17 protein-coding genes, 2 tRNA genes and 1 pseudogene are annotated in these 18205 nt (G+C 60.6%); 9 read left to right on the forward strand and 11 right to left on the reverse strand.

Translation table 11 applies throughout. From position 1 onward, the window contains the following. The first annotated feature begins 96 nt into the window (after positions 1-96). Positions 97-1296 (forward strand): L,D-transpeptidase, encoded by a 1200-nt coding sequence (locus HMPREF2656_RS09465; protein WP_070422579.1) that lies wholly within the window; start codon positions 97-99, stop codon positions 1294-1296. 15 nt (positions 1297-1311) lie between these two features. Here HMPREF2656_RS09465 and HMPREF2656_RS09470 read toward each other — a convergent pair whose 3' ends face one another. The 8 genes from HMPREF2656_RS09470 to HMPREF2656_RS09505 all read right to left on the reverse strand — a co-directional run bounded on the left by HMPREF2656_RS09470 (position 1312) and on the right by HMPREF2656_RS09505 (position 6443). After that, positions 1312-2172 carry a siderophore-interacting protein gene (locus HMPREF2656_RS09470; RefSeq protein WP_070451154.1) on the reverse strand — a complete coding sequence of 287 codons (861 nt, stop codon included), beginning with the start codon at positions 2170-2172 and terminating at the stop codon, positions 1312-1314. Positions 2173-2318: 146 nt separating this feature from the next. Further along, a tRNA-His gene (locus tag HMPREF2656_RS09475) sits at positions 2319-2394 on the reverse strand. Positions 2395-2440: 46 nt separating this feature from the next. After that, positions 2441-3070, reverse strand: a complete 630-nt coding sequence (gene orn, locus HMPREF2656_RS09480; protein WP_070483541.1) for an oligoribonuclease — start codon at positions 3068-3070, stop codon at positions 2441-2443. Continuing rightward, positions 3071-3877 carry a mycolate reductase gene (gene cmrA, locus HMPREF2656_RS09485; RefSeq protein WP_070422576.1) on the reverse strand — a complete coding sequence of 269 codons (807 nt, stop codon included), beginning with the start codon at positions 3875-3877 and terminating at the stop codon, positions 3071-3073. It abuts the gene before it with no gap. A gap of 10 nt (positions 3878-3887) precedes the next feature. Further along, the gene (locus tag HMPREF2656_RS09490) at positions 3888-4208 is read right to left on the reverse strand and encodes a transcriptional regulator (RefSeq protein WP_070816490.1); all 321 of its coding nucleotides are present in this window, start codon (positions 4206-4208) and stop codon (positions 3888-3890) included. Beyond that, positions 4205-4630, reverse strand: a complete 426-nt coding sequence (locus HMPREF2656_RS09495) for a hypothetical protein (RefSeq protein WP_141761060.1) — start codon at positions 4628-4630, stop codon at positions 4205-4207. The genes HMPREF2656_RS09490 and HMPREF2656_RS09495 overlap by 4 nt, the downstream gene beginning before the upstream one ends. Positions 4631-4669: 39 nt before the next feature. Beyond that, a complete protein-coding gene (locus HMPREF2656_RS09500) occupies positions 4670-6052 on the reverse strand; it encodes an MFS transporter (RefSeq protein ID WP_083319500.1) in 1383 nt (460 codons plus the stop codon). Between the two features lie 317 nt (positions 6053-6369). After that, positions 6370-6443, reverse strand: a tRNA-Arg gene (locus HMPREF2656_RS09505). Between the two features lie 54 nt (positions 6444-6497). Between HMPREF2656_RS09505 and HMPREF2656_RS09510 the strand changes: the two genes are divergently transcribed. The 5 genes from HMPREF2656_RS09510 (at position 6498) to HMPREF2656_RS09530 (ending at position 12042) form a co-directional block, all read left to right on the forward strand. After that, a complete protein-coding gene (locus HMPREF2656_RS09510; RefSeq protein ID WP_070816494.1) occupies positions 6498-8483 on the forward strand; it encodes a bifunctional copper resistance protein CopD/cytochrome c oxidase assembly protein in 1986 nt (661 codons plus the stop codon). A gap of 156 nt (positions 8484-8639) precedes the next feature. Further along, positions 8640-9248 carry a single-stranded DNA-binding protein gene (locus HMPREF2656_RS09515; protein WP_070816496.1) on the forward strand — a complete coding sequence of 203 codons (609 nt, stop codon included), beginning with the start codon at positions 8640-8642 and terminating at the stop codon, positions 9246-9248. 80 nt (positions 9249-9328) lie between these two features. After that, a complete protein-coding gene (ettA, locus tag HMPREF2656_RS09520; RefSeq protein WP_070422571.1) occupies positions 9329-10999 on the forward strand; it encodes an energy-dependent translational throttle protein EttA in 1671 nt (556 codons plus the stop codon). Positions 11000-11010: 11 nt separating this feature from the next. Beyond that, positions 11011-11415 (forward strand): acyl-CoA thioesterase, encoded by a 405-nt coding sequence (locus HMPREF2656_RS09525; RefSeq protein WP_070569526.1) that lies wholly within the window; start codon positions 11011-11013, stop codon positions 11413-11415. Next, positions 11416-12042, forward strand: a complete 627-nt coding sequence (locus HMPREF2656_RS09530; RefSeq protein WP_070816498.1) for a DUF8185 domain-containing protein — start codon at positions 11416-11418, stop codon at positions 12040-12042. It abuts the gene before it with no gap. Between the two features lie 33 nt (positions 12043-12075). Here HMPREF2656_RS09530 and HMPREF2656_RS09535 read toward each other — a convergent pair whose 3' ends face one another. Together HMPREF2656_RS09535 and HMPREF2656_RS09540 are read right to left on the reverse strand one after the other, a co-directional pair. Then, positions 12076-12489: a globin gene (locus HMPREF2656_RS09535; protein ID WP_083308079.1), complete on the reverse strand. Its 414-nt coding sequence runs from the start codon at positions 12487-12489 to the stop codon at positions 12076-12078. Further along, positions 12479-13429: a mechanosensitive ion channel family protein gene (locus tag HMPREF2656_RS09540; RefSeq protein ID WP_070614493.1), complete on the reverse strand. Its 951-nt coding sequence runs from the start codon at positions 13427-13429 to the stop codon at positions 12479-12481. Before HMPREF2656_RS09540 ends, HMPREF2656_RS09535 begins: the two co-directional genes overlap by 11 nt. Before the next feature lie 71 nt (positions 13430-13500). Here HMPREF2656_RS09540 and HMPREF2656_RS09545 point away from each other — a divergent pair, with 71 nt between their 5' ends. Then, entirely contained in the window at positions 13501-14649 is a 1149-nt protein-coding gene (locus HMPREF2656_RS09545) for a cystathionine gamma-synthase (RefSeq protein ID WP_070816500.1), read from the forward strand. Here HMPREF2656_RS09545 and pepN read toward each other — a convergent pair. Next, the gene (pepN, locus tag HMPREF2656_RS09550) at positions 14646-17033 is read right to left on the reverse strand and encodes an aminopeptidase N (RefSeq protein WP_070816502.1); all 2388 of its coding nucleotides are present in this window, start codon (positions 17031-17033) and stop codon (positions 14646-14648) included. The two genes, HMPREF2656_RS09545 and pepN, sit on opposite strands and share 4 nt — an antisense overlap. A gap of 50 nt (positions 17034-17083) precedes the next feature. On the opposite strand from pepN, the pseudogene HMPREF2656_RS09555 reads away from it, so the two are divergent. Then, a pseudogene (locus HMPREF2656_RS09555) lies at positions 17084-17683 on the forward strand (DsbA family protein); the annotation flags it as partial. A 5-nt stretch (positions 17684-17688) separates the two neighbouring features. Next, positions 17689-18165 (forward strand): ribose-5-phosphate isomerase, encoded by a 477-nt coding sequence (locus HMPREF2656_RS09560; protein ID WP_070816506.1) that lies wholly within the window; start codon positions 17689-17691, stop codon positions 18163-18165. The last annotated feature ends 40 nt before the right edge of the window (positions 18166-18205 follow it).

Below are 18205 nucleotides of genomic sequence, written 5' to 3' on the forward strand. Positions count from 1 at the left end.
TTGTATAACGCTTTGTTTGTGGATGGTGGCTTTTTAGCCGTTAACGGTTAAAGTATTGGCGTTTGAGTTTTGGATTTGAGTTGTGAGGGGTCCATTGTGCTCCACCTTCGCGCGGTTCGCCGCTGCACCGCGGTCCTGACGGCGCTGGCTGCAGGAGCGATGATTTCGGCCTGCTCACCGGGGGATGGGTCGAGCCGTCTCGAGCAGGTTGCGGAGACAGACCAGGCTGCAGAGACGACGCCTGCGGCGAAGCCGCCGAAAGTCTCGGTGAGCAATAACGCCACTGACGTCGAGCCTGGCCAGCCGGTGAAGGTGCTTTCGGAGGTCGGATTGGCCTCGGTGAAGATGACCAACGAGGCCGGCAAGGAAGTCGAGGCGGAGTTCAACGACGACAAAACCGAATGGTCTACGGCGGAACCGCTTGGTTACGGACGCGAGTACACCATTGAGGCGCGTGATGTTGAGGGCCAGAAGGTGGTGTCGTCGTTTACTACGGTGTCGCCGGCTGTGACGGTTAATGCGTACGTTGGTCCGCTTGACGGCTCGACGGTTGGTGTCGCCCAGGCGGTAACCATCCGCTTTGATAGCCCGATCCAAGACACCAAGAAGATGGAGAAACTCATCTCGGTGGAAACCTCGAACGACACCGAGGGTGGATTCTTCTGGCTGGATCCTTACGAAGTGCGCTGGCGCCCGAAGGAGTACTGGGAGCCCGGTACTGAGGTCACTGTGAAAGTGGATCTGTATGGGCGCAAACTTGCCGAAGGCGTCTACGGTTCCGACGACACCGAAATCAGCTTCACCATCGGTGACAAGGTGGAGACTGTCGTGGATAACTACGACAAGATGCTGCGCGTCTACGCTAACGACGAGTTGGTGAAGGAGTTCCCGATCTCACTGGGAACCGACGGTAGCTACGACACCCCGAATGGCACCTACGTGGTGGGGGATGAGCACCCCAGCCTTGTCATGGACTCGCGTACCTACGGCTTGGCGTTGGATGCGGGCGGGTACGTCACGCCGGTGGATTACGCCACCCAGCTGTCGTACTCGGGCATCTACGTCCACTCCGCGCCGTGGGCGCTGTGGGCGTTGGGGTCCCAGAACCAGTCGCACGGCTGCATCAACGCTTCCTATGAGAACGCCAAGTGGTTCCAGGAGTACGTCAAACGGGGTGACCCGGTAGTGGTGAAAAACACTGGCGGATCGACCCTGACCCCGTACGACGGCTTGGGCTACTGGAACCTTGATTGGGAGCAGCGCTCCGGCGGCAGCGGCGAGCAGCTCTACTCCTAGTGCCCCTAGGTGCAGTTAGGCTTTCGCGCGTTCCTCCTCGGCTTCAATCTCGGCGTTGAAATCGCGCTTGGAGGCCTGCCACTGATCCTCTGTCATGCCGATGCGCCAGTATCCAGAGATGGACACGTCTTGCTTGGGGACCTCGGATTCGACGAAGAGGAAGCGCCGCATTTCCTTGATCATCTCGGCAACGCCGTGGATGAACCAGCTGGTGTTCTTTCCGTCCGGCACGCCGGCCTGGCGCACGACGCGGGATAGCTCCGTGCCATGGGTCGCGCCGTTGCGGATAACCCAATGGATGTCCACGCCATCGCGGGCTGGGAGCTCAAACTTGCGGTCTTCGGCTTCGATCTCGATGTACGCGGTCGCAGTTGCGCCCTCGGGGAGGCGCTTTAGGCCCGCGCCGATGGCCGGTGCTGCGGACTCATCGCCGGCGAAGATGAAGTGCTCGTAGTCGACCGAAGGGCCCCACGCGCCACCTGGGCCGAAGAAGCCGATCTTCTCTCCAACCTCGGCTACGCGAGCCCACGGACCGGCCAGGCCTGCATCGCCGTGGGTGACAAAGTCAACATCGAAATCCCCGGTCGATGAGTCGAGGTTGATCAACGTGTAGGTCCGGGTCACCGGTTGCTTGTCGCGCGGCTGTTGTTCACGGACCTGTTCGACGTTAAATGGCCAGGAGTAGTCGGCGCCCTCCGGCACGAACAACAGCTTGAGGTAGTGGTCCGTAAACTCCAGATCTTTACCAACAAAAGCGGGGGCGTTCAGGCTTAAGCGAACCAGATCGGGGGAGAGCTGGCGGCGACCGGTCACGGTTGCCTCATTGGCCTTCCGGGGTTTACGCCTCGCGGCCGCTTTGTTGGCTTGTTCGGTCATCGTTGTCCCTGTCCTTCAACAACTCGTGGCTGCTTCGGGCGGCGGAAGTTCGCACGCCAAATAGTTAGGTAAGGCTAACATATTCAAGGAGGGGGTGGAATAGCAATGTGCCCCGTAACCTGTTGTGCAGGTTACGGGGCACGCTTTGGGGTGGCTGACGGGGCTCGAACCCGCGACACCCAGGATCACAACCTGGTGCTCTACCAGCTGAACTACAGCCACCATTGCTGTTTTGCAGCGGATTACACCTTAGCCGTTCATCTGAAGTTTACAAAAACCGCTGGTAGAACTCGGTTGCAGCGGCAGAAGCCTTCGTTGCGGTGTCGGTGTCCGGGCCGGGGGAGTCCACAAATACGGCGCGACGGTAGTAGTCCAACTCGCGGATGGATTCCACGATGTCCGCCAAGGCGCGGTGAGCCATGCCCTTTTCGGGCTGGTTGTAGTACGCCTTAGGGAACCAGCGGCGCGACAGTTCCTTCACGGTGGACACGTCGATCATGCGGTAGTGCAGGGCGTCGTCGAGACGCGGCATCTGCGCACGGATAAACGCACGGTCGGTAGCAATCGAGTTGCCCGCAAGCGGGGCAGGATGAGCAGGATCGCAATGCTTTGCGACGAGCTCCAGCACCGCATCCTCCGCATCCCGGATACTGGTCGTGGAGGCCTTAATGTCATCGAGCAGCCCGTTGGAGGAGTGCATCTCGGTGACAAAGTCATCCATCTCCGCCAGTTCGGCGTCGGTGGCGTGGACGACGAGGTCGACTCCGTCGTCGATAATGTTGAGCTCCGCATCCGTGACAAGCGCCGCAACCTCCACGATGACGTGGCGTGACGGGTCAAGACCGGTCATCTCCAGGTCGACCCACACGATGCGATTGTCCTTGTCTGCGATCTCCATTTATTCCTCTCCCATCTTGGCGTAAAACTTGCCCATAATCGGCGGCAGAATCCCGCGCGGGGCGTAGGTAGACACGACATCCATCGCCTTCGATAGCGGCCCCGGAACGACGCGTCGGCGGTTGCGGCGCATCGCCTTCAGGGTGTCGGCAGAGCAGGACTCGTAGGTCGTCCACAGGAAATCGGGCACGACCTTATCCACGATCGACTGCTCCTCCTCCGGAATGTGCGCCTCACGCACCGGACCCGGCGCGAGCAGGGTGACGTGCACGCCAGAATCCTTCAGCTCGTAGTGCAGGGCCTCGGTGAACATGTTCACGCCCGCCTTGGTGAACACGTAGGTGGCGTTGTTCGGGATCGGCAGGTTGCCCGCGGCGGAGCCGACGTTGCACAGCGCGCCCTCGCCGCGTGGCACCATCTGATCCAGCACCGCCTTGGTGATGCGAAACACTGCCGTCGCGTTCAGGTTGAACTGGTTCGTCTCGTACTCCCAGTCCTGCTTCATAAACGGGCCGAACGACGCGATGCCGGCAGAATTGACGCAAATGTGAATCTTGCGGTTCGCAATGTGGTTAAGCAGTGCGGTGACGTCGCGTTCCTTAGACAGATCCGCGGCGAAGACTTCGACGGTGACGCCGTGAGCGGCCGCGAGTTCGTCGCCAAGCTTCTGCAATACCTCCTCGCGCCGGGCAACAAGGATGAGGTTGTGGCCACCTTTGGCCAGGTCGCGCGCGATCGCCTCGCCGATGCCTTGGCTCGCGCCAGTAATCAACGCGAACGAGTTGATGGATGGTCCTGGAAAACTCATGCGTCCGAATCTACCCGCCCGCGATCTCTCGCAACGCTGCCGTGTGTCGCTCGAAGGCCTGCGCGCCCGTCGCTGTCAGTGTGACCCACACTGTGTCCTTCGCCCTACTCGACCCATACTCGCGAAAACGGGTGACGTAGCCGTGCTCCTCCAGCGTGGCCAACTGCTTGGACAGTGCGGAGTCTGACAAGTCTGCCTCGTCCTTTAGGGCGCTAAAGCGCATCTCAAAGCGGGACGATTGCTTTTCGACGGCACCCCCATGAAACAGCGCCGCACAAATCTTCAACCTGGCTAACGGGTGAATAACGGGGTCGATGGCTGGCTCACTCATCGGTTTTTCTCCCAGTAGTAACCGGTGACGATAATGACAGCTGCGGAGAGGACGCCCGCGATAGTCGCGCCAGCGACGCTACCTTCGGGGACGAGCCAGATGATTGGCATGAAGATCAGTGGCATCAGGACGGATCCCCAATTCGTCTCGGGGTCTTCCTGGATCGGCTGCTTCATGCTTGGGCGCACGTTGCGGTTGTGATCTCGCACGGTGATGGCGATGCAGGCGATGATAATGACCGTAAACAATGCCCACCAGTACGTCCACCGCAGGATCAGGCCAGCAGCAGTGACTCCGAACAGGGTGCCGAGAATGACATAAGCCCACAGGGGTGTGGGCTTATGTTGCGCGTCGCGCTCGAGCATGTCGATCTGCTCGAGGGTGGCGCGAGCTTCTTCTTGAGAGATCTTGTTGCTTTCCACGTTGGCAAGTATGTCACTTGCCTGAATGGAAAGCAAGCGTTAAATCTCGTGCATCTCCTGGTGCTTAGTCTCTGGGGAGGAAAGGATTGCCCACAGGGAAATCGCGGTAACGATAACCAGGTAGATACCCACGGCCTGCGGGCCATACTTCGCGTTCAGTGCCGTCGCAATGAAGGGGGCGATAGCCGCACCCAGGATGGAGGACACGTTGTACGCGATACCCGAGCCGGTGTAGCGCACATTCGATGGGAACAACTCCGGCAAGATCGCAGACATCGGGCCGAAGATGAAGCCCATCAACACCATGCCGATGAACAAGAAGATGCCCAGGGAAACCATGGTGAACGTCTCCGGATTCAGCAGCCACTTGAAGCTCAGGCCGTAGACGATGATCGCAACCGATGTCAGACCCAACACCGGGCGACGGCCGTAGACATCCGACCAATGCGCCGCAATCGGGATGCCAGCGATGAACCCGAAGATGCACACCAGCTGCAGCTTCAGGAACATCGGGTACGCAATACCCAGGCCAACGCCCTCTTCCGCCGAACCAATCCCGTAGGAGAGGAACCAAGTGGTCACGATGTAGAACAGCGTGTAGCAACCGACCATGACAAACGTGCCCTGGATCAGCGGCTTCCAAGCGGTCTTGAATACCTCCGCCAGTGGGGAAGCGGCCTTCTGGTTGTTCTGCTCCACCTGCTGGAACACCGGAGTCTCCTCAACCTGCAGGCGAACCCACAGGCCGATGATGACCATCACGATGGACAGCAGGAACGGAATGCGCCAGCCCCAGCGCATGAACGCGCCCTCGAAGTCGCCAGTGGTGTGGCCCAGCACGGTGACCAGGATGAGGAACAGGCCGTTTGCCAGCAGTAAGCCGAACGGTGCGCCGAGTTGGGGCCACATGCCCGCCCAGGCGCGGCGTCCCTTAGCTGCTGTTTCTGTGGACAGCAGGGCCGCGCCGGACCACTCGCCGCCCAGGCCAAGGCCCTGGCAGAAGCGCATCAGTGCCAGCAACGCCGGTGCCCAGATGCCGGCCTGTGCGTAGGTGGGCAGCAGGCCGATAACAAAGGTGGCGATACCCATGGTCAGCAGCGCACCGACCAAGGTGGCCTTGCGGCCGACCTTATCGCCGAATTGGCCGAACAACACTGAACCTAGCGGGCGAGCGATAAACGCCAGGCCAAACGTGGCGAACGACGACAGCAGCGCCACCGTGCTCGACTCCGACTTGGGGAAGAAGAGGAACGGAAATACCGCGACGGCTGCGGTGGCGTAGGCGTAGAAGTCGTAAAACTCAATCGTCGTGCCAATTGTCGACGCAAGGCGGACCCGGTTTCGCTCCTGCGGGGTGGTCTCTCGGATGGCAGCAGGGGCCGCTTGTGGGGCAGGGGGTTGATGCTCGACGCTGGTGGTCATTGCCCGTCCTTTCATTCCATTGTGTGAAACTGCTGTGTCGCAGAATGGAAGAAACTGTATCACGCTATGGGACGCGTATCCCAAAAATGGGTGAAGTGTGGTCTGCTGAGGCCAAACGACACATCCAACACGGCATATATCGCTGAAAATCAGCGGAGTATGCCGTGTTCCATGTGTCGTTTAGCTTTGCGGCACGCCTCTTTCCCCGCACATGGTGAGAACGCATTGGTGAAGACGGCCAAAAATCGGCATCTTCACCAATGCGTTCTCACCAAGTACGCGGCGCGCCCCTCATCCCAACCCCCAGAAACACAAAGCGCCCCCAGCAGGATTCGAACCCGCGACCAGCCGGGTAGAAACCGGATGCTCTAATCCACTGAGCTATGGGGGCAGTGCGCTTGATTGTAGTTATGGCCGTATCGCGGGCGAAAGTAGGGTATGCAGCATGACTGAGACTGCCCGAAAGCCTGCTGTTGTTTCCGCTTGGCCGCTCTATCTTGCCGCGCTCGCTGCGGCGGCGGTAGTCGCGGGTGCGGTGGCGCAGTCGTTCTCTGGTGGGTCGCTGGCGGCGCTCGGTATTCCAGACCCTGGCGTGACCACCACGTTCGGTTTGCCGGCGCTGCGCGGTGTGGCGTGGATTCTTATGGCGTTGGCGGTGGGGTCGTTCATGCTGTCGTCATTCTTCATCCCGCCGCGCATGCAGGGGGAGGATCTCAACGGTGCGCAGTTGACGGTGGACGGGCATATCGCGTCGCGTACTGGTGCGCACGCGAGTGCGGGCATCGTGCTGATCGGTTTGCTGATGATCCCGCTGGTGCTCTCGGACGTCTCTGGCCAGCCGATGAAGACTGTCATGTTTGAGGCGGCCGCCTGGTCGCAGGCTTTGGAGCAGGTCGAAGAGGCGCGTGTGTGGCTGATCGTCGCTGCGTTCGCGGCGGTGGTGGCCGTCGGTGGCTACGTTGCGACGAGTTGGTGGTCGCAGGTTGCGCTGTTCATCGGCGCGATTGTGGTGGTCATGCCGATCGGTCTGACTGGCCACTCGGCGACGGGCGGCTCCCACGACTTTGGCACTAACTCGCTCATTTGGCACCTTGTGGCCATGTTGTTGTGGGTTGGTGGGTTGATGGCGCTGGTAGCGCATGCTTTACGACGAGGCCCTCACCTCACCGAAGCCTCCCGCCGCTACTCCATGGTTGCCCTGTTTTCCATTCTGGCTATGGCGCTTTCCGGTGTGATTAACGCGCTGGTGCGCGTGCGTATTAGTGAGTTGACGGAGTACAGCTACGGCATCGTGCTGATCGTGAAGACGGTGGCGATTATGCTGCTCGGCATCATTGGTTACGCCCACCGCGAGCGCACCATCCCGCTGTTGGACAGCCAGCCGAAGGCGTTTGCCCGCCTCGGAGCGGTGGAAGTCCTGATCATGGCTGCGGTCTCCGGCCTTGCGGTCACCCTTGGCCGCACGCCGCCCCCGCCGCCGCTCGACCCGAACCTCACCCGCATGCAGGTGAAGATGGGGTACAACCTTTCTGAACAGATCTCCTGGACCAACTGGATCACTCTGTGGCGCCCCGAGCTGCTGTTTAGCGTCATTGCGATTCTTCTGGCCGTCTACTACCTGCGCCTGGTGCGCCGCGTGGACGGGTGGAAGACGTCACGGACGGTGTGGTGGTTGCTTGGGTGTGTGACGGTCGTCGTCACGCTGAGCTCTGGGTTGGGCATGCACATGCCGGCGTCGTATTCGGTGCACATGACCGTCCACATGATCCTGTCGATGGGCGTGCCAGTGTTTATGGTGCTCGGCGCCCCGCTGACCCTGATCAGCAAGGCGTATCCGGCAGGCGAGTTCAACCCGCGGATGTGGGCGGAGAGTTTCCAGCGCTCGAAGTTCCTGCGCATCGTGACGTTCCCGCCGGTGTCCACCATCCAGTTCCTGGTGTTTTTCTACGCCATGTATGTGTTCATCCCGTTCTACGAGCTGATGATTTCTGAGCACGCCGGCCACGTCATCATGAACGCCGTCTTCATGGTGTCTGGCTACTTCTACTTCTGGGAACTGATTGGCCCCGACCACATCGAGGGCCGCGCCACCGCGAAAACACGCCTGGCTTGGCTGTGGGTATCCATGCCGTTCCACCTGTTCATGGGCGTGTACCTCATGCAGCTTGGCGTGGTCATGGGCGAGGACTTTTACAACAACCTCGAACTGCCGTGGAACCCTGACCTGGCGCAGATTCAGAAGGAGGGCGGCGGCATCGCCTGGGCGTCCGGTTCCTTCCCGCTGCTGATCGTCTTCGGTGAGTTGTTCATGCAGTGGCTGCGCGAAGACCGAGCCGAAACGGAAGAGGCCGATCGCCGCGCGAAAGAGACCGATGACGAAGAATGGCGCCGCTACAACGAGATGCTCGCCCAGTACGGAAATCGCTCCTAGCAGCGGATTGTGGAATCTGGTTTCAAAGTTATCCACAGAAACGGCTTCCCCCTTTACCGGCTTTAAAAATCGTGCGAACCTCGAAGTGTGCAGGGCGTTGCTTGACGACGACACCCCGCACACCATCATCCGCACTATGGAAAGGGGGGCTCTTCCATGAGCCAAAACACCATCCGCCTTATTGGCAACCTGACCGATGATCCGAAACTTGTGTTGTTCGCGAGTGGAGCGACGGTCACCAAGATGAGGCTGGCGTCGTCGAAACGCAAGCGTGTCACCGACGACAACGGTAAAGAGACCTGGGAAGACGTCGACCCGCTGTTCATCGACGTTGAGTGCTGGGGGCAACTCGCCGTGAACTGCGGCGCGTCGCTGAAGAAGGGATTCCCCGTCATCGTCGACGGCTCGCTGGTCACCGACTTCTGGCAAGAAGGCGAAGGCAACAACGCCGTCACCCGCTCGAAAATCATGCTCAAGGCCCGCAACGTGGCCTTTGACATGAACCACTACCAGCTCAACTCGGCGCGCACCTCCAACTCCGGACACAGCCTCGACGGACACGACGCGGTACCTGTTATGGATGCCGAGGCCGTGTTCGAGCGGCTCACCGGCCAACCACCCAGCTTTGCCGACCCGGTCGACCCGGCCGAGCCGGTGGCCGCCGAAGCCGATGGGGGAGACAATGCTCTCGACGGAGCCCCCGACGGCACCGACGAGGCCCGCTACAGCGCCGAAGACCTCAGCGCCGCCAAGGCACCGTTCTAGGAGGGCGTCGTACTCAGCCACGTGATGTACCCTGATTGCGGTATTTAACGTCCGCATTCACCAACAAAAGGGGAAACGTAGTGGCTGAGTTCATCTACACGATGAAAAACGTCCGCAGGGCCATTGGCGAAAAAGTCATCCTGGACAACGTCACCATGGCCTTCTACCCAGGCGCCAAGATCGGCGTTGTGGGTCCGAACGGCGCCGGTAAATCGTCGCTGCTGAAGATCATGGCGGGCATCGACCAGCCAAACAACGGCGAAGCCTTCCTGCAGCCAGGAGCCACCGTTGGCATCTTGCTGCAGGAGCCGCCGCTCAACGAAGAAAAGACCGTCCGCGGCAACGTCGAAGAAGGCCTCGGCGAGCTGTTTGAAAAGAAGCAGCGCTTCGAGGAAATCGCCGAAGAAATGGCGACCAACTACTCCGACGAGCTCATGGAAGAAATGGGCAAGCTGCAGGAAGAGCTCGACGCAGCTGACGCGTGGGAGATCGACTCCAAGATCGAGCAGGCCATGGAGGCTCTGCGCTGCCCGCCGTCTGATGCGCCGGTGACCAACCTGTCGGGTGGTGAGCGTCGTCGAGTAGCACTGGCGAAACTGCTGCTGAGCGAGCCGGACCTCCTGCTTCTCGACGAGCCCACCAACCACCTCGACGCCGAATCCGTCCTCTGGTTGGAGCGCCACCTGCAGACCTACCCGGGTGCCGTGCTCGCAATTACCCACGACCGCTACTTCCTGGACAACGTCGCAGAATGGATCTGTGAGGTCGACCGCGGCCAGCTCTACCCGTACGAAGGCAACTACTCCACCTACCTGGAGAAGAAGGCTGAGCGTCTCGAAGTTGCCGGCAAGAAGGACCAGAAGCTGCAGAAGCGCCTGAAGAAGGAACTCGAGTGGGTCCGTTCCTCGCCGAAGGCACGCCAAGCCAAGAACAAGGCACGTCTGGAGCGCTACGAAGAGATGGCAGCCGAGGCGGAGAAGTACCGCAAGCTCGACTTCGAAGAAATCCAGATCCCGACCCCGCCGCGCCTCGGCAGCAAGGTCGTCGAAGTGGAAAACCTGAACAAGGGCTTCGACGGACGCGTCCTGATCAAGGACCTGTCGTTCACCCTGCCGCGCAACGGCATCGTCGGCGTCATCGGCCCCAACGGTGTGGGTAAGTCCACCCTGTTCAAGACCATCGTTGGTCTGGAAGAGCCGGACTCCGGCAACGTGACCGTCGGCGAGACCGTCCAGATCTCCTACGTGGACCAGAACCGCGAAAACATCGACCCCGAAGAAACCGTGTGGGAAGTTGTCTCCGACGGCCTGGACTACATCCACGTCGGCCAGAACGAAATGCCGTCGCGCGCCTACCTGTCCGCCTTCGGCTTCAAGGGTGCTGACCAGCAGAAGCCATCCAAGGTCCTCTCCGGCGGTGAGCGCAACCGCCTCAACCTGGCGCTGACGCTCAAGCAGGGCGGCAACCTGATCCTGCTCGATGAGCCCACCAACGACCTTGACGTGGAAACCCTCGGCTCCCTCGAAAACGCACTGCAGGCCTTCCCGGGCTGCGCCGTGGTCATCTCGCACGACCGTTGGTTCCTCGACCGCACCTGTACCCACATCCTCGCGTGGGAAGGCAACGTCGAAGAAGGCAAGTGGTTCTGGTTCGAAGGTAACTTCGGCGACTACGAGAAGAACAAGGTCGAACGCCTCGGTGAGGAAGCCGCCAAACCGTCGCGCGTCACCCACCGCAAGCTCACCCGTTAGGAGCAAACCCCATGGCAGAAATCCACGTGCACACCATTCCGGTGCGTTGGAGCGACTTTGACCGCTACGGTCACGTGACCAACTCGGCCTATGTCGAGCTGGCGCAGGAGGCGCGCCTGGCGTTCGCGGAGAAGTTCTTCTACTCCGAAGGCCACGAGTTCGTGGTGTTCGTGCGCCGGCTCGAGGTGGACTACGTCCGTCCGATCCTGCCCAACACCACCGCAGTGACCGTGGAGACGCAAGTGGTCAACCTGGGCAACACCTCATTTACCACCCGTCAGGAGATCAAGGACGCGCAGGGCAAAACTTGCGCGGTAGTGGAGTGCGTGCAGGTCACGGTTGATACCACGACCACCTCGCCGCGCGAGATCACGAAGAAGGAGATCGGCATCCTGTCCAAGGCGGCCGACAACTAGGTGATCTCCCTCGACATCGATACCGGCGCGCGCGGACTGACCACCCTGGTCGGCCGCGCCGTTGGCCTTGACCCGCAGGCCTCCGCCCGCATACAAGAGGTCGGAGATGGTGCGCTCGACGTGTTCGTGACCACGCCCTTCGACGCAATTGCTTCTCGACGAATCACCGGCACCACCTCCCACAACACCGCCACCGTCAGCGCCCGCGACCTCCTCGCCGCGCTGCAGTCCGGTTCTGTTGAGGTCGGGCCGGCGCGCGATGCCGTCTGGCCCGGGGCGCTGCCACCCGCCACCGGATTCGTTGCGCGTGAGCAGGTGCCGGTTGGCGTGGCGCGTCGCCTTGCCGACGAAGGCCGCAACCTCGCCCGCCAATTCTCCGGACCAGCCGGCCCACCGAAATCCTTGCTGGACGGGATCGTGCTCACCGCAGACGCCGACAGCGACAACCCAGTGGAGATCCCCATGCGGATGATCTTCGCCTGCACCGCACTCGGGCTCATCCCCGGCTTCGAAGCACCCGCGGAGATCCCGCGCCACCTGCGCGTATCCACCTGCGGGCGCTGGACCCGCTTGGACGCCCCCTTCGGATCCGTCTACCGCAACGCCGGACTCGGCCTGCTGTTCTAGCGGGCCGCGCTTCGCTGGCGGCCCGGGCTGGGACTAATAGGCCCGCGGGCCCTGGTTGATCATCATGTACGCCACACGCTGCATGTGATTCCACATCTGGGCGCGGTACGGTTCGGGCAGCTCGTCGTCGTCAAACTGCTCCATCGACTTGCCCATCAACTCGAGCCAACGATCCGCCTCCGGCTCACCGATCGCGAAAGGGAAGTGGCGCTTGCGCAACATCGGGTTGCCGCGCTGCGCCTGATACTCGCGCGGGCCACCCCAATACTGGACGAGGAACCAACGCAGGCGGTTCTCCGCGCCCTCCCAATCCTGATCCGGGTACATCGGGCCAATGAGGTCATCCTCCTTGACCTGGTCGTAAAACCCGCGGACAAGGCGGATGAAGAACGGTTCGCCACCGACGGCGTCGAAAAGCGTCTGCTCCTGCTTCGGGCTAATCTCCAACGTTTTCCTCCTGCTGTTTCACCAACACAGACTCCCGCGGCGTCAACACCACACCCTCACGGTGCAACGCCGCCAAAATCCGCTGATTCAAATAACGCGCAACCGTCCACTGCATGCCAGGCATCGTCTGCACCTCCACGCGGAACGACATGTAATCCGGCGTCACCTCGCTCGGACCCAACATCCGCGGAGTGCCCATCACCAGCTCGGCGACTTCCTTGTCCTGGCAGCCCGCAACAGCGGTCTCTTCGATCAAACGCGACACCTCATCCGGATTCACCATCAACGACACCGGCACCTGCACACGCGCGGTAGAGAAGCGGGCCGAGTGATTGCCAACCCGATCAATGTCGCCGTTGCGGATGTACCACAGCGCGCCGTCGATATCGCGAAGCGTGGTGATGCGAAGCGTCATCTCCTCAACATCACCCACAACATCGCCGACCTCAATCGTGTCACCCACCCCGAACTGGTTCTCAATCAAAATCGCCACACCGGAAAAGAAATCCTTCACCAACGACTGCGCACCAAAACCAATCGCCACACCGACAACACCAGCCGACGCAATCAACGGCGCAACATTGACCCCCAACTGATCCAGCACCGCAAGCACCGCCCACGCCCAAATCACAATCGCAGCCACCGACCGGCCCACATTGGCCAGCGTCTTCATCCGCTGCTGACGACGCTTCTCCTGCGCACGAATCTGCTGCGCATCACGCCCCTCATACTTCAACACATTCGAGCGTTTAATTCCCTGGCGCGTCGCACGCCGAATAATGCCATTCGCCAGCCAATTCAGCACAATTGCAACCAGCAAAATGAGCACGATCTTCACCGGGCGCTCAATGAACAATTCATGCGTTTGCGGATTGTTCCACCACGACGCCACGCCCTCGACAGCTTGGTCAACCTTTTCAGAAGCATCTTGAGTATCCATCACCGCACGAGTGTACGCGCGATGCATAAAAATGACCGAGGGGTGTACCGCTTGGTCTAGTGTCTGTGCACATGACTGTCTACGGATTCACCACCAACGCCATCCACGCAGGCTACGAGCCCGACAGCCTCTACGGGCCAATCAACACCCCCATCTACGCCTCCACCACCTTCGCCCAAGACGGCCTCGCCGAACTCCGCGGCGGCTACGAATACACACGCGTGGGAAACCCCACCGTCACCGCCCTGGAAAAAGCTGTTGCGGCGCTTGAAAACGCCGATTTCGCCGTCGCCTACTCCTCCGGCATGGCAGCTATCGATGTCGTCCTCCGCGTCCTGCTCAAACCCGGCGACCACGTCGTCGTATCCAACGACGCCTACGGCGGCACCTACCGCCTCATCCAACAAGTCTTCACCCTCTGGGGTGTGGAAAACACCGTCGTCGACATGACCAACCCCACAGAGGTCGCCGCCGCCGTCCAAGACAACACCAAGGTCATCTGGGTGGAAACGCCGACAAACCCAATGCTGGACGTCGTCGACATCGAAGCAATCGCGGCAGTGAAGAAGCAGGCAGCGCTGGTCGTCGACAACACCTTCGCATCCCCCTACCTGCAAAAACCATTCGAACTCGGCGCCGACGTCGTCCTCCACTCAACGACGAAATACATCGGCGGCCACTCCGACGTCGTCGGCGGCATCGTCTGCGGCCGCAACGACCGCGTCGACGGCTTCCACGAACAACTCCGCTTCTTCTTCGGCTGGGTCGGCGCCAACCCATCCCCGTTCGACACCTACCTCACCGGCCGCGGCCTGAAAACCCTCGCCGTGCGCATGGACCGCCACTGCGACAACGCCGAAGCCGTGGCCAAATACCTCGACGCCCAACCGCAAGTTTCCCGCGTGTGTTACCCGGGACTCGAAACACACCCGGGCCACGAGGTGGCGAAAAAGCAGATGACCCGCTTCGGCGGCATGGTCTCCGTACTGTTCCAAACCACCGAGCAGGCCAAGACGTTCTGCAAGTCGACGAAACTGTTCTGCCTCGCCGAATCCCTCGGCGGCGTGGAAAGCCTGCTCGAGCACCCCGCCACCATGACGCATGTGTCCGTGGCCGGCTCGGCGCTCGAGGTGCCGGGGGAGTTGGTCCGAATTTCAGTGGGCATTGAGGACGAGGCCGACCTGATCGCCGACCTCGAACAAGCCCTCAAGCAGCTTTAATTTGCTGCTGCGTCGGCCGCGCGGTTGCGCACAGCGCGTGCGGAGCGGTCCTGGCCTTCGGCGATAACACGCTTCAGGCCATTGGGGACGTCGTTGTTCAGCAGGGCGTTTGCCTTCTCAACAGCCTCTTGCGTGACGTCCCAACGCGGGTACATGCCCTCCAGGGTGCGCTGCGCCATCTCGTTGGTCAAACGGTCCCACAGGGCCGGCGCGGCGCGGAAGTACTCGTCGGTCAACCCCTCGAGCCCAGCGTCGGTGAAGGTGAGCCCGTCCATGAGGTAGCGGGCCTCCAGGTTGGTCAGGTCGTCGTTAATGAGCTTGTCCCAAGCCCAACGCTTATCGACGACCGCCCTCGCCCTCAACCGCGAAATCGCACCCTCCGACGTCTCGTCCTTCTCCTCGTCAACGGCCTCCAACGGCAAGGCGCCAGCAGCGAGAAGGTTCGTGATCGCCAACCAACGAACCTCCTGATTCTCGGAGGTCTTCAGCAAATCCTTGAAGTACTCAACCGTCTCCTCAGTCGGCTCCAGACGGGCAAGCGCACGGTCGAACACCGCCTTCGGCTCCTGACCACGGAACGCCTCGTTCAACAGATCGAAGCCGGTGCGGCGCCACGCCGGATCAACGTAGCGCTTCACAGCCTCAGTAGCCTGAGCGGCGATCCGCTCCTGCATATCCGGGCCAACCTCACGCGCCACCAACTCCACATACTGACGAGCAGGCAGACGACCATCGCGCACAGACTCCCACAGGGAAGACCACACCAACGTCTTCGCCAGCGAATCCTCAATCTGGCCCAAGTGCTCCACGGCAAACTGCTGCTGCTGCGCATCGAGGCCCATCAGGCAGTACGTGAGGTCGTCGTCGTTCACCAGGGCGAGATCGTGTTTCACGCCTGAAAATTCAGGAATCTCAGTGCGCTCGCCGGTGATATCGAGTTCGACTTGGTGGGTGCGCTGCACGGTGCCGTCGATAAGCGAATAAAGCCCCACGCGAACACGGTGGTCGCGCAACACCGGCGACTCCTGCACCACGGTAAACGTGTCCGAAATCTCCGGGTAAAGACGCGACACACCGGTAGTACGCAGCCACTGCTCAGCCCAGTTAGACAAGTCGCGACCCGAAGCCTCTTCGAGCGCGCCAAGCAGATCATCGAACGTGGCATTGGAGTAAGCATGGTTATCGAAGTGCTTACGCACACCCGCGAAAAACTCCTCATAACCCACATACGCCTGCAACTGCTTCAGCACAGACGCACCCTTGGCGTAAGTAATGCCATCGAAATTCTGCTCCGCCGTCTCAATATCCGGCGCATCCGCAGCAATCGGGTGCGTCGACGGCAACTGATCCTGCGAATACGCCCACGCCTTCTCCACCGTGGCAAACGTCGTCCACGCCTCCGGATACTCACCGATACCCACCTGCGCCGTCGCCGCCGACCACGTAGCAAACGACTCATTGAGCCACAGATCGTCCCACCACTCCATCGTGACAAGATCGCCGAACCACATATGCGCCATCTCATGCAGAATCGTATCGTTGCGACGCTCCAGACGATACGGCGTCGGCTCAGACGTGAAAATGTACTCATCGCGGTACGTCACACAACCAACGTGCTCCATCGCGCCCATGTTGTACTCCGGGCAAAACACCTGATCGTACTTGTCGCCAAACGGGTACTTGCGGCCGAAATTCGCGTGATAGAAATCGAAGCCGTCCTTCGTCTGACGGAACAGACGCTCCGAATCCATATGCGGAATCAAACTGGCACGCGCGTACAGACCAAGCTCAATCGTGCGGCCATCACCCGCGTCGTACGTGTCGGTGACCTTCTCAAACTCACCCGCGCAAATCGCAACCAGGTATGTCGACAGCGGGTAATCAATCGTCGTGGTCCAAGTCGCGGTGCCGTCACCGTTTTCCTCGCGTGAAACCGCCTCATTCAGAATCACCGTGTAACGCTCCGGCGCCTTCACACCCACCTTGTACGTCGCCTTCAAATCCGGCTGATCAAACGAGGCAAACACCTTCATCGCCATCGCCGGCTCAAACTGCGTGTACAGGTAGTCCTTGCCATCCACCGGATCCGTGAACTTATGCAGGCCCTCACCCGTGCGGTTGTACGGCTCCGTCGACGTCACCCGCAGCTCATGGGAACCCGCCGACAACGTGATCTCCTGGCCAGTCGGCTCCCCATCAAGCGTCGCCTCGAATGATTCCGCCACCAGGTCAAAGTGCGTCGTTCCCGCCTCGGAATCGAACTGGATTGTCGACACCGTCGTGAACGTGTCCTCGCCAGTGATATCCACCAGGATGTCGTAACGGACGTTTGAAATGAGCTTCGCGCGCAACTGCGCGTCTTCACGCGTGAGATTAGTCTTCATGTGACTCAGGCTACACGCGCTATTGTGGGCGGCATGAAAGAGCAAGTGACTTTTGGTTTGATGTTTCCTGCCCGTTTTGCTGGTTGACTTCGCGTTGGATGAAGGAAGTGGAGAAAGTCCGCGATGTTGAGGTCGAGTGGGTGCCGATGTCGCTCTCCGTGCTCAACGACGGCCGTGACATCCCTGCCGACTATGCCGAGTTGATGAAGGCGAACTGGGGTCCCGCGCGTGTGTTCGCGAAAGTGAAGCAGGATGCCCCGGACAAGATCGACGCGCTGTACACGGCGATGGGCACGATCATCCACACTGGCGGCCAGGATCACAAGAAAGGTTTCGGCGCCTACGACAGTGTTATTGCGGAGGCGCTTGCCGAGGTCGGTTTGCCCGCGGAGTACGCGGATGTGGCGAATACCGACGAGGTTGATGAGGCCTTGCGCGGTTTTCACGCGTCGGCAATGGCTGAGGTTGGCGACGACGTCGGCACCCCCGTGGTCAAGCTCGGCGACAGTGCGTTTTTCGGCCCGGTGATCACGCGTGTGCCGGAGGGCGAGGATGCTGGGAAGTTGTTCGACCATGCGGTTGGTGTGGCAAGTTTCCCGTATTTCTTTGAGCTCAAGCGCAGCCGTACGGAAGCCCCGCAGGTACGCTAAGCCTTATGCGTATTTACCTTGGAGCAGATCACGCCGGTTTCGAGCGGAAGAATCAGATTAAGGCCCATCTTGAGGCGCAGGGTCATGAGGTGACCGATTGCGGTGCTCATGAGTATGACGCTGCGGATGACTACCCGGCGTTTTGCATCGCTGCAGCTGAGGCTGTTGTTGCGGATCCGGGTTCGTTGGGCATTGTGCTTGGTGGTTCGGGCAATGGTGAGCAGATTGCGGCGAATAAGGTCAAGGGTGCTCGTTGTGCGTTGGCGTGGTCGATTGAGACCGCGAAGTTGGCGCGTGAGCACAATAATGCTCAGTTGATTGGCATTGGTGGCCGTATGCATACGGAGGAGGAGGCGCTCGCGATTGTTGATGCGTTTGTTTCCCAGCCGTGGAGTGAGGAGGAGCGTCATCAGCGTCGTATCGATATTCTCGCGGAGTATGAGCGCACTGGTGTCGCGCCGGAGGTTCCGTCTGCGAAGTAGTGTGTAGGCACGACGATTGGCCCGCTTTTTTGGCGGGCTT

The sequence above is a fragment of the Corynebacterium sp. HMSC034B08 genome (assembly GCF_001835805.1).
GTDB lineage: Bacteria > Actinomycetota > Actinomycetes > Mycobacteriales > Mycobacteriaceae > Corynebacterium > Corynebacterium coyleae.